We start from the raw sequence: 12,764 nt of genomic DNA, 5'->3' as shown, positions 1-12,764 counted from the left end.
TTGGGAATAGTATTAAAACAATCGCTTAAAAACACTCTTGTTATTTACTTAGGATTTATAATTGGAGGTGTTAACACCGTTTATTTATATGACCGATTTTTAACTTCAGAATATTATGGGTTAGCCACGTATGTTTTTGCAGCTTCAAACCTTATAATGCCAATAATAGCTTTTGGAATTCATTTTACTATTGTCAAATTTTTTTCTAGTTATACTTCAAAAATAGAGAAAGATAAATTTTTGAATTTAGTTCTTTTTTTACCACTATTTATAGCTTTACCTGTAGGTTTTTTGTGGGATTCTGTTCATGATTTAATAATGAATTATGTTTCAAAGAGTAATTCAAAAGATAATTTGATTATTGAGAATTATACAATTTACATATATATAATTGCAGTTTGTTGTGCTTATTTTGAAGTGTTTTATTCTTGGGCTAAAGTACAATTACAATCGGTATTTGGTAATGTTTTAAAAGAATTATACAATAGAGTAGCTGTTATGAGTTTGCTTTTTGCAGTTTCTTTTGATGTTATTACAAAACAAGAATTTCTTTTTTATATGGCCCTAGCTTACGTTTTAAGATCGATATTAATGATGCTGTATGCGTTTAAGTTATATATACCTAAATTTTCATTTGGATTACCCTCTAATTTTAAAGAAGTATTGAAATACACTTCATATATACTTTTAGCAGGTAGTGCAGGTGCCATTGTTTTAGATATTGATAAGGTTATGATACCAGGTAAAGAAGGATTTGCAATGGCCGCTTATTACTCTGTAGCTGTTTTTATAGGGTCGTTCATTGAAGCGCCTAGTAGAGCAATGACCCAAATATTACAGCCATTAACGTCAAAGTCTATAAATGAAAATAATAGCAAGGAAGTTGAAAGTTTATATAAAAAGAGTTCTATAAACTTATTATTGATAGGAGGATTGTTTTTTATATTGGTAAACACGAATGTTTCCGAGTTGTTTAAAATAATGCCTAGTGATGGTTATGCTGGAGGTGAAAAAGTTGTTTTAATGATTTCTTCAGCTAAACTATTTTTAATGTTATTAGGTAGTAATGGAGCTATTATTAACAATTCTAAATTTTATAGAATAGTATTGCCTATTGGATTGGGTATGGCATTAGGTGTTTATTTTTTAAATGATTATTTCTATTATAATTTAAATTTATCTACCGATGGCTTAGCGTTAGCTACATTGATAATTACTTTTTTCTTTGGATGTTTTAAATTATGGTTTGTTCAAAATAAATTAAAAATGAACCCTTTTACATTCAAAACTATTATAATGATTTTTATAATTGTTCTATTATATTTTATTTTTAATTTTTGGAATTTTTCTATACCTGAAATGTCATTATTAAACTTTTCTATTCACCCAATAATAAATATTGTTTTAAAAAGTATCTTGATAATTCCTATATATATATTTATAGTATATAAACTAAAGATATCAACACAGTTCAATGGTTTGTTAAATAGATTCGTATAAAAAAAGGTTTATTAATTAAAATAAACCTTTCTATATAAATGTGGGGAGACTGAATTTTTCAGAATTCTCATTATTTTTATGAACCGACAAAATTAGGGGTTATAATAAGAGTTTTTGTTAACATATGTTTACATGTTAACTTGAATATAACTTTCTTCTAATTCGACTTAATTGTACTGCAGTAACATTTAAATAAGACGCTATTTGATGTAAAGGAATTTGTTTTTCAATTTCTGGAACCGTTTTTTTTAACATTAAATACCTTTCTGTAGCGTTTAAAGTGGTTAATTGTGTTACTCGAGTTATTAATTTTAGGTATTCTTGCATTAATATTTTTGAAAATAATATTGAAATATCATGATTCTTTTCAGTCAAAGACAAGAACAGGTTTAATTTTGTTTCTAAAATAATAGAATCAGATAAACAGTAATAATCTACATTTAAATTAGGTGCATTTATTAATGATTTATGAGGAGCTATAACTGAAATAGGAGTAAATAATGTTCTAATATAATTTTTACCCTTTTGATCCACTAAAAATGAGCAGACTACTCCCTTTTTTAAAATAAAAAACTTAGATTCTTTTTGGTTTTTACCAGCTATGATATCACTTTTTTTATAATGTTTTAAAGTAAGAGCACTTTCTAATTTATTTTTCGAAGTAGTTGATAAAGAGCTCTTGTATTCCGATAAAAATTGTTCTATTGTATTCATTTTAAATGTAATAGGAAACAATTATATTTGGGGAGAGTATAATTCGTTTATCTCAAATTTAAGGAAATTTTTTCTAAAAAACTAATAGCATTTGGTCCCTCCATAAATAATAGGTCTAATATAGAAAGGTTTGGGATAAAACCATGTTTATCATCAAACATTTGAATATAAGTATCCATTTCTACTTTTATACCCTTTTTAGCTATAGCTAAACTTCTAAAATCTTCTTTAGCAGTATCATCATAACAAGTAGTTTTTGAGTAAGATTCACTTATTTGTAAAGCATCAGCAACAAATAAATGAGTATCTACAACAACATCATGTAAAAAAGAATACTTTTTACTAAATATTTTATGAATATCGTCTTCATAGAACTCAAAAAAAGGAGAAGTATGGTAAGCAGATTGTAACGATTTAAAATGCTGTTGTTGCCATGGAAATTCATTTTCAACCATAGCATCTTTTGTTTTTTTTCTACCTTCTGATTGTTTGTGTTTTACAGGTATATTTAAAGAAAGTTTCCCATTTGCGCCATATATATAACAACGATTTCTATAGGTTTGTTTTTGAAAATTATCTTCAAATTCAAATGTAACAGAATCACATTGTGAAATTTTAGAGTACTGAGCAATTGGAGCAAAATAAGTAGGAATAAAAAGAGCCATTATGCTTTCTTTTTACTTTTTCTGATACTATAAAAAATATAACCAGCAATCAATACGATTACAACCCATAAATAAGAAACTGGTTTTCCACTTCCTCCAACAGTTGTAAACATTCTATCCCAACGAATTGATTTTAATTTGTCACCAAAACTTTTAGCTTTTGGGTCCCAACTTAACCAAACCATTACAGGTTTCCCAACAACGTGATCAAAAGGTACATATCCCCAGTTTCTGGCGTCTAAAGAGTTTTGACGATTATCACCCATCATCCAGTAATAATCTTGCTTAAAAGTGTATGATGTTGCCTTTTTACCGTTAATGTATATGTTGTTACCAAAAATGGTTAAATTGTTATTTTCATACCTTCTAATAATTTGCTCATAAAAAGGAATACTATTTTCGTTTAATTCAACAGTTACTCCTTTTTTAGGAATATAAATAGGTCCAAAATTATCTGAAGACCAAGCGTATTTAGGACAGTGTGGGAAAACAGATTTATCATAGTGCCCTTTTGGTCTTAATGTTTTTGTTATGCTTTTAACTATTGGGTCTTTTTTAATTAAAGCTGCTTCATCGTCAGTTAAATTTAAAATATATTTCCCATCTCTAGGAGCCCATTCTCGAATGTTATATTTTTCAGCAGCACCTCTACTAAAGTTTTTTCCTTCTGTGTCAACCTCAAAAAACCATTGAGGCTTAGCTCTGTCTGGTAAAATAGTTTTCTTTCCATTAATAAAAACATATCCATCTCTAACTTCTAAACTATCACCAGCAACACCTACACATCTTTTTACATAGTTTGTACGTTTATCTATAGGCTTATAGGTAAATTTTCCTGAATTATCTCCCCACATTGCTTTTAAAGAATCTGCAGGCCAACTAAAGACTACAATATCATTACGTTTAATTTTTTGAAGCGCAGGCAAACGCATGTATGGTAATGATAATTTATTTTTCCAACTATTTTTATTTTCAGGGTTATCATCTGATAAAAATGACTTAGCACCCAAACCAGGAATCGTGTCATGAGCCATCGGAGCAGCTACAGTAGTCATTGGAACACGTGCCCCATAATGAAATTTACTAACAAATAAATAATCACCAACTAATAATGTTTTTTCTAAAGATGAAGTTGGAATAGTATATGGTTGCATAAAATAAGTATGCACTAAAGTAGCAGCAATTACGGCAAAAGCAATAGAACTTAACCATTCATCTACAACATTTGGTGGTTTTAAACTACGATTTTTTATGTGAGAGCTATTAGTAGCATAGTTTATGTAGTAGATATATAAACCTAGTGTAAAAATTGCTAAAATGGTATCTTTTCCTTTATTAAAACCAAAACTTCTACAAGTTTCTACCCAGACAATAGGAAACATTAATAAGTTAACAATAGGAACAAATAATAAAATAACCCACCATATTGGACGGTTTAATATTTTCATTAAAATAACAGCATTATAAACTGGTACTGCAGCTTCCCATGCTTTCCTTCCTGCTTTTACATATAGTTTCCAAGTTCCTAAAAAATGGATTGCTTGAATTATTAAAAAGAAGATAAACCATTCAGTAAATGTCATAATTTAAATTTTTTATTCCCTATTAGGGCAAAAGTCAATTTATTAGTGCTTTTATAGTTAAAAAGTTACGTTTTTAACCTAAGTTTAACACGTCATTCATAGTGTAAACACCTGTTTTATTTGCAAGCCATTCTGCAGCTACAACAGCACCTAAAGCAAATCCTTGCCTATTATGTGCTGTATGTTTAATATCTATAGAGTCAACTTCAGATTTATAAGTAACAGTATGTGTTCCTGGTACTTCAGGTGTACGGATGGCCTTTATTGGAATACTATTTTCTGAAACTTGTTTATCTAATTCCCAAGATGTTTTATGGGTGTTTTCAATAATACCCTCAGCAAGCGTAATAGCAGTTCCACTAGGAGCGTCTAATTTTTTTGTATGGTGAATCTCTTCCATAGTAATATTATATTGCTCCAATGAACTCATCATTTTAGCTAACTGCTTATTTAGCTCAAAAAAGATATTAACGCCTAAACTAAAGTTTGAAGCATAAATAAAAGCCCCTTTTTTTTCATCACATAGATTCACAATATCCTCATATTTATCTAACCATCCAGTGGTTCCAGACACTACAGGGACTGTGTTGTTAATGCAATTAGAAATATTAGTAAAAGCTACATCAGGAATACTAAAATCAATAGCTACATCTGCTAATTTGATATTATAATCTTCTTCACCAGAGTATTTAATTACAACTTCATGACCTCTTTGTAAAGCAATTTTTTCAATTTCTTTACCCATTCTACCATATCCAAGTAAGGCTATTTTCATTTTTTTAAAAAGAATATTTAAATGTTAAACCAACTTTTGGAGATTCAATAAGCATTGGATCAGTTGAAATAGTTGGATTTATAGATAAGTTGTCATCGGTGTTAAATTGAAGTAAATGTGCATTTACACTTGCTTCAACTATTTGTAAAACATAAAGTAAAACTCCAGTTAATAAGGATAAATCTCTATTTTTCCGAAGTACTTTTTGAGCGTTCTCTAAACCAGCAGTAGATATTATATAATCACCATTACTGTCAGTAAATTCATCTTTTAAACCTTGTTTTCTTAATTTAAAAGCATTTCTAAAACGATCATATTCATTACTATTTGTTGTGTAATAATAAATACTAGCACCAATTGCACCCCAAACAATAGGGGCTTTCCAGTATTTTTTATTATAAATTTGTCCTCCTCCAGGAAAAATAGCTGAATAAAAAGCTGCTTTTGATGGTGATAGAGGGTTGTATTTTTTAGTAGTAAATTTAGATTTTTTTATTTTTATAGCCAAAGTATCTTTCTTTTGACCATAAGAGTTATACGATAAAAAGAAACCTAAAAATACTAGTATAATTTTTTTTTGAAACACTTATTTTAATAAGTTTTTTATACGATTAAAGTCTTCTTCAGAAGTAAAAGGGATAGATATCTTTCCTCTTCCACGATTATTAACAGTAACGTCTATTTTATTACCAAAGTATTCATTAAAGTCATTAACGCTTTCTGAAATATATTTTGGTAAAGCTTTTTTCTTAGCCGCTTTAGTAACTGTTCCTGCTTTTAAGTTTTTAACAAGTTCTTCAGTTTGACGAACAGATAGTTTATCTCTAAGGATTTTTTCGTAAATATTTAACTGATCAGTAGCACTGTCAACGTTAATTAAAGCTCTACCATGTCCCATAGAAATAAATCCATCACGCATACCAGTTTGAATAATAGGGTCTAACTTTAGTAAACGTAAATAATTCGTTACAGTAGAACGTTTTTTTCCAACTCTAGTACTAAGTTCTTCTTGTGTTAATTGAATTTCATCAATTAAACGTTGGTATGATAAAGCTACTTCAATAGGATCAAGGTTTTTACGTTGAATATTTTCAACTAAAGCCATTTCTAACATTTCTTGATCATTCGCTAAGCGAATGTATGCAGGAACAGTTTTGTTTCCTATTAATTTTGAAGCTCTAAAACGACGCTCACCAGAAACTAGTTGGAATTTATCGCTAGCTAATTTACGAACAGTAATTGGTTGAATTACACCTAACTCTTTAATTGAACTAGCTAACTCACGTAAAGCTTCCTCATCAAAATAAGTTCTTGGTTGATAAGGGTTAACATCAATAGAATTAATATCTAGTTCAACGATGCTTCCTACTAATTTATCTGCATTTTTATCTGAAGCAGAGTTTACTTCTGCGGTTTCTTTTAATAATGCTGATAACCCTCTACCTAGAGCTTGTTTTTTTGTTGCTTTTGCCATTACTATACTATGCCTTTTTATTTAAAATTTCGTTCGCCAAATTTAAGTAATTTACGGCACCTTTACTGGTTGCATCGTAAGAAATTATGCTTTCACCATAACTTGGAGCTTCACTTAAACGGATGTTTCTATGAACTATTGTTTCAAAAACCATAGAACTAAAGTGTTTACGAACTTCTTCAACAACTTGGTTTGAAAGACGTAAACGAGAATCGAACATTGTTAATAGTAAGCCTTCAATATCTAGATCTTGATTATGAATTTTCTGAACACTTTTTATAGTATTCAATAATTTACCTAAACCTTCAAGAGCAAAATACTCACATTGTATTGGTATAATTACAGAATCTGCAGCAACTAAAGAGTTTAAAGTTATTAAACCCAAAGAAGGAGCGCAATCAATTAATATATAATCATACTCATCTTTAATGCTTTCTAATGCTTTTTTTAGCATGTACTCTCTTTCTTGTTTGTCTACAAGCTCTATTTCAATAGCAACCAAATCAATATGTGCAGGAATTAAATCTACATTAGGAGAAGTAGTTTGTATAATAGTATCTTTTGGAGGAACAGTTAGTTCTAAAACTTGATAAGTTCCCTTTTCAATACTTTCTACATCTATACCTAAACCAGAAGTAGCGTTTGCTTGCGGATCAGCATCAATTAATAGTACTTTATTTTCTAAAACCCCTAAGGCTGCAGCTAAGTTAACAGTGGTTGTTGTTTTACCAACACCACCCTTTTGATTTGCTATTGCAATAATTCTACCCATTGTAATTTGTCTAGTTTGAAAGAGGTAAATTTACAATTATTTATGGTTTTTTAAAGCGAAAGATGTTAACAAAAAACAATAATCTCATTATTAACTGTATTTTAAGATGTTTTAAGAGTCAATAGATGAAATTATTTTTTTATTTAAAATGCTTTATTTTAAAATTTAATAATGTTTTTATGATTAGGTATTATCGAAAATAAAGCATAAATAAAAAATATCTTATGTGTTTCAAAAATTTGTTTGTTTAATGTTCATTTGGAAATATAACTGCTTACTACGGAAACTTATTGAAGTAATTATTTTTAGTTAGTGATAGGTTTGAACTTGAAATCTATCGCGGATGCCGAAAAGCGTATGAGTAGGTAAAACTATTAAATATTATTTTTTATGAAAAAAATTATTGCACTAATCATGTTAAGTATCATGATTATTTCTTGTCAAGAGGAAGAAATTAAAGAAGAAAAAAAAGAAAACGAAACTAAAGTTATCTCTAAAGAAGATAGTAGAATACTTTCTTTTTCATCGTTTAAAGAATTTGAGTATTTTATTAAAGAAAGTATTGAATCTAATAATGATTTGATAGAGTTGTCTAAATCAGATTTTGATAGAAATGGTAGAGTTTCTTTATTGTTAGCGTATAACGTTGAAGCTAAGGAGGCTAAAAATTATCAGTTGAATAAAGAAGAAATAGCAGAAGTAAGTTCTAGTGATAGTATGCTGTTATATCTATTAAATAAAAATGGAGAAGTTAGTATTGAAGGATCTATTTATAGAATAGATGGTGAGTTTGTTTATACATACAAAAGTGGAAATGAAAATGGGATTGAATCATTCTTGGCAGATTACAAGTTAGGTAAAGTTAAAATTTCTGATCAAAAAACGATTACATACAATAAATTCTTAAAAGTATATAAGCATGGTAATAATAAAAAAGAATATTTTTCAAGAGGAATTGTTAATCATGAACCATTTTTAAATGATAGAAGTGTAAGAATGAGACTTGAACAATTTGATCAACATTGGTACTTTTATAGTTCTATTGGAGCAAAAACTAAAACAGAACAATACAGACAAGTGTGGTTTTGGAATGCTTGGGTAACCGTTAGAACTAACAATAGATTAAAGTTTGGAGTGGCTTATCAAGCAAGAATTGTGGGAACCAATTTCAGAATGAACAGAAACCCTTTATTTGATAATATATCAAATCATACAAATGAAGTGATGAAAATTTATGAATTTTGTGTAGGTGATCCAGCGTTGTTCCATTATATACCTATAGAAGGCTATACTGAACATTGGGCAGAGTGGTATGGGAATACTGCTTTTAAGGTTGTAAATTACTAGGAAGTGTATGTTTTATAAATAAGAAAGACCGTTTAAGTACGCTTAAACGGTCTTTCTTATTTATATTTTTAGAAAGTTTAGCTGTTTAACATAACAGGCATTACTAACATAGTAACTTGCTCTCCTTCTTCTGTACCATCAATAGGTGTTAAAATCCCAGCTCTATTAGGTAAACTCATTTCAATTAATACATCATTTGAGTTTAAATTGTTTAACATTTCACTTAAAAAACGAGAGTTAAATCCAATTTGCATGTCATCTCCTTGATAATCACAAAGTAAACGTTCATCAGCTTTATTAGAATAGTCTAAATCTTCAGCAGAAATATTTAACTCAGTACCAGCCATTTTTAAGCGAATTTGATGAGTTGTTTTACTAGAAAATATTGAAACACGACGTACAGAGTTTAAAAATGATGCTCTGTCAACAGTCAATTTATTTGGGTTTTCTTTAGGTATTACAGCCTCGTAATTTGGGTATTTTCCATCAATTAAACGACAAATTAATAATACATTGTCAAATGTAAATTTAGCATTAGTGTCATTATACTCTATGGTTACATTTTCTTCTGAGCCACCTAGTATACCTTTTAATAAGTTTAAAGGCTTTTTTGGCATTATAAACTCAGCAGATTTATCAGCAGTAACATCTTTACGAGTGTATTTTACAAGCTTGTGAGCATCTGTAGCAACAAAAGTTAATTCTTTTGAGTTGAATTGAAAAAATACACCACTCATTACTGGTCTTAAATCATCATTCCCAGCAGCAAATATAGTTTTAGTGATTGCTGTAGCTAAAATATGTGATGGTATTTCAGTGCTACTTGGAGATGGTAATTCAACAGCTTTAGGAAATTCTTCTCCGTTAAAATAAGCCATGTCATACTTTCCTTGCTCAGAAATAATTTCAATAGTGCTATCACCTTCAGTTTTAAATGTAAGGGGTTGATCAGGAAAAGTTTTTAAAGTATCCAATAATAAACGAGCATTAATTGCAATAGCTCCAGCATCGGTACTTTCAACTTCTACAACGGCACTCATTGTAGTTTCTAAATCTGATGATGATATTTTTAATTGATTTTCAGATAATTCAAATAGGAAATTATCTAAAATTGGTAGCGTATTATTGCTGTTTATAACTCCTCCTAAAACTTGTAACTGTTTTAATAATTGAGAGCTAGATACGATAAATTTCATTGATTAAGTTTCTAATGATTAGAACTACAAATATATCTTAATTTGACGATTTTAAAAATTTATTTTACAAACTAATTAAATTGATAGTTTATTTGGATGCTTCCGTAAAAGTTTCCTGATGGTACTTGAATGCTTTTTAGTTTTTTTGTGTGGTAATGTATGGTGTATCCTAAATTAAAACGATTTGCTGTAAAACGAATACCAATTTCGGTTGAAAACATAAAAGGCATAACTGAATATGTTATTGGACTACCAGTATTTAAGAAACTACCTTGAATTGTAGCGTCATAAAGAATGTAACTAATCATTGGTTTTATATAGATAAAAGATTCTATTTCATTATTGAATTTAGAGTTTTTATCGTTAAGGTTACTGTTGAAAGCTATTGAATTAACAAGTTTTTGTAAAGGTTTTAAGCCAATTCTACCATAAAAACCAGAAGACATGTTAGTAAAAACTGTACCTATAGATGCGTTATTCGTCCAGTTTATATCGTAGTAGTTTGATTTGTCTTTAAATAAAGGTGTGGTAAAACTTGTATTAAAATTTAAAGCAAAGGCATTTTTTATTTGATATTTCCATCCAATAGCTTTTCTGAAACCATAAATATCATGTATGAAGTCTTGTAGTTCTTGTCCTAATGAAGCTGGTCCCACAACACCAATTTCTAATGAGGTTTTTAAGATGTTGTTATTTTTAAGAAAATAATTAATCCCAAAATTACCATATAAATATGAAGCAAAAGGTCTGTCATGCTCTCCGTGTGTTTGCACTGTTGCTTTGAAAGGAGTATACATTTTATGGCCTAATTGTAGTTCATATATTTTTTTTTCTACTTTTTTATTAGTCTTGTTACTTAGGTATCGGTATGTGAAAAACATTCCATTGGTATAATACCTATCTTGACTTAAAGATATATAAAGGTCATTATCGTTAGAAAAACTAAACTCTTTTTTATACTTACGTTGTGAAAATGAGGTAAGAGAAGATAAGATCAATAAAAAAGCAATAATTTTTTTCATAAAAGTAAATATCATCTTATTTTAGCAATACTACAATTTAACTGCAAATATTATATTTTTTTATTATATATGGAAGAAAAACCAAAATTGACTATAACAGATTTTCAAAGTGTTTCTACGAATGATGAATTAAGGGAGTTGATTAAAGAAAAAGGAGTTTCTATTGAGAAGGTTGATGTTAAAATAAATTATGAGAATGAGCTTAAAAAACTTCAAATAGAACTGGTTAAGTTACAGCAATGGGTTGCTAAAAATAATAAAAGAGTAGCTGTAATTTTTGAAGGTAGAGATGCTGCTGGTAAAGGAGGAAGTATTCGTCGATTTATGGAGCACTTAAATCCTAGATCTATGCGTTTAGTAGCATTGAACAAACCTACAGAAGTAGAGAAGGGTCAGTGGTATTTTCAAAGGTATATTAAGGAGCTACCCAATCCTGGTGAAATAGTTTTTTTTGATAGAAGTTGGTATAATAGAGCAGTAGTAGAGCCAGTTATGGGGTTTTGTAGTGAAAATCAATATAAAAAATTCTTGGTACAGGTTCCTGAATTTGAGCATATGTTATATGAAGATGGAGTTACTATTATTAAATTTTGGTTATCTATATCTAAAGAAGAACAGTTAAGGCGTTTTGATTCTCGAAATAAAAATCCACTAAAGAGGTGGAAGTTTAGTCCTGTAGATAAAAAAGGACAAGAATTGTGGGATAAGTATACGTTTTATAAAGATCAGATGTTTAGCAAAACACATACAACATATAGTCCATGGATTGTTGTGAAAACGAATGATAAGAAAAAAGCAAGAGTAGAGTGTATGCGTCATGTATTGTCTCAATTTAATTATGAAGGAAAAGAAGATGCTAACACAATATTAAACCCTGACCCTAATGTGGTAATGCGTTATTACCGTTCAGTAAATCATTTAGATTAATTATATGGAAAACTTAACACAGAAAGACGTTAATAAACTTAATTCTAATAGAGGGTTAAAAGCTATTTTGTCAAAAGAACCTTATAATATAGAGCGAGCAATTCGTTATGTGGATTATGAGCGTAAGTTAAAAAAGCTACAGTTAGAATTGATTAAGTTACAAACTTGGGCAATAGAGAAAGATGAACGTATTATAGTTATTTTTGAAGGTAGAGATGCTGCAGGAAAAGGTGGTGCTATTAGAAGAATTACTGAACGAATCAATCCTAGGCATATGCGAATAGTTGCATTACCCAAACCAAATGAAGATGAAAGAACCCAATGGTATTTTCAGCGTTATGTAGAGCGATTTCCTAAGGCGGGCGAAATGGTGTTTTTTGATAGAAGTTGGTATAACAGAGCGGTGGTTGAACCAGTAAATGGTTTTTGTACAGAGAAAGAGTACGAAGTGTTTATGAATCAAGTGAATGATTTTGAACGAATGATTTTAGAGTCAGGTATTCGTTTAGTTAAAATTTACATGTCAATAAATAAAAGAGAACAAGCAAAAAGATTTAATGATATTAAAAATGATCCATTGAAACAATGGAAAATGACACCAGTAGATGAAAAAGCACAAGAGCTTTGGGATGATTATACAGAGTATAAAAGAACAATGTTCTCTAAAACTAATACGGTGGTTTCTCCTTGGAAGGTAATTAGAGCTAATAGAAAAACCATAGCAAGAGTAAATGTGATAAATCACATTTTAAAAAGTATTCCTTATGATAAAAATATTAAGGTATAAAT

General features: G+C 29.2%; 13 protein-coding genes. 4 read left to right on the top strand and 9 right to left on the bottom strand.

All coding sequences use genetic code 11. The features are described from left to right. The gene (locus DS884_RS02940; RefSeq protein ID WP_113785723.1) at positions 1 to 1,500 is read left to right on the top strand and encodes a lipopolysaccharide biosynthesis protein; all 1,500 of its coding nucleotides are present in this window, start codon (positions 1 to 3) and stop codon (positions 1,498 to 1,500) included. A gap of 135 nt (positions 1,501 to 1,635) precedes the next feature. Here the strand turns inward: DS884_RS02940 and DS884_RS02935 are convergent, their stop codons facing one another. The 7 genes from DS884_RS02935 to DS884_RS02905 all read right to left on the bottom strand — a co-directional run bounded on the left by DS884_RS02935 (position 1,636) and on the right by DS884_RS02905 (position 7,483). Beyond that, positions 1,636 to 2,214, bottom strand: a complete 579-nt coding sequence (locus DS884_RS02935) for a Crp/Fnr family transcriptional regulator (protein WP_143032784.1) — start codon at positions 2,212 to 2,214, stop codon at positions 1,636 to 1,638. 47 nt (positions 2,215 to 2,261) lie between these two features. Beyond that, positions 2,262 to 2,879: a WbqC family protein gene (locus DS884_RS02930; RefSeq protein ID WP_093870716.1), complete on the bottom strand. Its 618-nt coding sequence runs from the start codon at positions 2,877 to 2,879 to the stop codon at positions 2,262 to 2,264. Beyond that, positions 2,879 to 4,462 carry a signal peptidase I gene (gene lepB, locus DS884_RS02925; protein ID WP_113785722.1) on the bottom strand — a complete coding sequence of 528 codons (1,584 nt, stop codon included), beginning with the start codon at positions 4,460 to 4,462 and terminating at the stop codon, positions 2,879 to 2,881. The genes DS884_RS02930 and lepB overlap by 1 nt, the downstream gene beginning before the upstream one ends. A gap of 73 nt (positions 4,463 to 4,535) precedes the next feature. Next, entirely contained in the window at positions 4,536 to 5,237 is a 702-nt protein-coding gene (gene dapB, locus DS884_RS02920; RefSeq protein WP_093870718.1) for a 4-hydroxy-tetrahydrodipicolinate reductase, read from the bottom strand. Between the two features lie 4 nt (positions 5,238 to 5,241). Further along, complete coding sequence (locus DS884_RS02915; protein ID WP_093870719.1) at positions 5,242 to 5,823, bottom strand: DUF5683 domain-containing protein; 582 nt, start codon at positions 5,821 to 5,823, stop codon at positions 5,242 to 5,244. Beyond that, positions 5,824 to 6,711: a ParB/RepB/Spo0J family partition protein gene (locus DS884_RS02910; RefSeq protein ID WP_093870720.1), complete on the bottom strand. Its 888-nt coding sequence runs from the start codon at positions 6,709 to 6,711 to the stop codon at positions 5,824 to 5,826. 7 nt (positions 6,712 to 6,718) lie between these two features. Further along, complete coding sequence (locus DS884_RS02905) at positions 6,719 to 7,483, bottom strand: ParA family protein (RefSeq protein ID WP_093870721.1); 765 nt, start codon at positions 7,481 to 7,483, stop codon at positions 6,719 to 6,721. A gap of 390 nt (positions 7,484 to 7,873) precedes the next feature. Between DS884_RS02905 and DS884_RS02900 the strand changes: the two genes are divergently transcribed. Continuing rightward, a complete protein-coding gene (locus DS884_RS02900) occupies positions 7,874 to 8,830 on the top strand; it encodes a hypothetical protein (RefSeq protein ID WP_147239361.1) in 957 nt (318 codons plus the stop codon). 77 nt (positions 8,831 to 8,907) lie between these two features. On the opposite strand, the gene dnaN is transcribed toward DS884_RS02900, so the two are convergent. Together dnaN and DS884_RS02890 are read right to left on the bottom strand one after the other, a co-directional pair. After that, entirely contained in the window at positions 8,908 to 10,026 is a 1,119-nt protein-coding gene (gene dnaN / locus DS884_RS02895) for a DNA polymerase III subunit beta (protein ID WP_093870723.1), read from the bottom strand. Between the two features lie 71 nt (positions 10,027 to 10,097). Further along, positions 10,098 to 11,048, bottom strand: a complete 951-nt coding sequence (locus DS884_RS02890; RefSeq protein ID WP_113785840.1) for a lipid A deacylase LpxR family protein — start codon at positions 11,046 to 11,048, stop codon at positions 10,098 to 10,100. Between the two features lie 69 nt (positions 11,049 to 11,117). Between DS884_RS02890 and ppk2 (DS884_RS02885) the strand changes: the two genes are divergently transcribed. Then, complete coding sequence (gene ppk2 / locus DS884_RS02885; RefSeq protein ID WP_093870724.1) at positions 11,118 to 11,975, top strand: polyphosphate kinase 2; 858 nt, start codon at positions 11,118 to 11,120, stop codon at positions 11,973 to 11,975. Between the two features lie 4 nt (positions 11,976 to 11,979). Next, the gene (ppk2, locus tag DS884_RS02880) at positions 11,980 to 12,762 is read left to right on the top strand and encodes a polyphosphate kinase 2 (protein ID WP_093870725.1); all 783 of its coding nucleotides are present in this window, start codon (positions 11,980 to 11,982) and stop codon (positions 12,760 to 12,762) included. Positions 12,763 to 12,764 lie beyond the last annotated feature (2 nt).

The organism is Tenacibaculum sp. E3R01, from assembly GCF_003318185.1.
Lineage (GTDB): Bacteria > Bacteroidota > Bacteroidia > Flavobacteriales > Flavobacteriaceae > Polaribacter > Polaribacter halocynthiae.
Note: the sequence above shows the minus strand (reverse complement) of the source record. Positions and strands in the feature narration are given on the sequence as shown.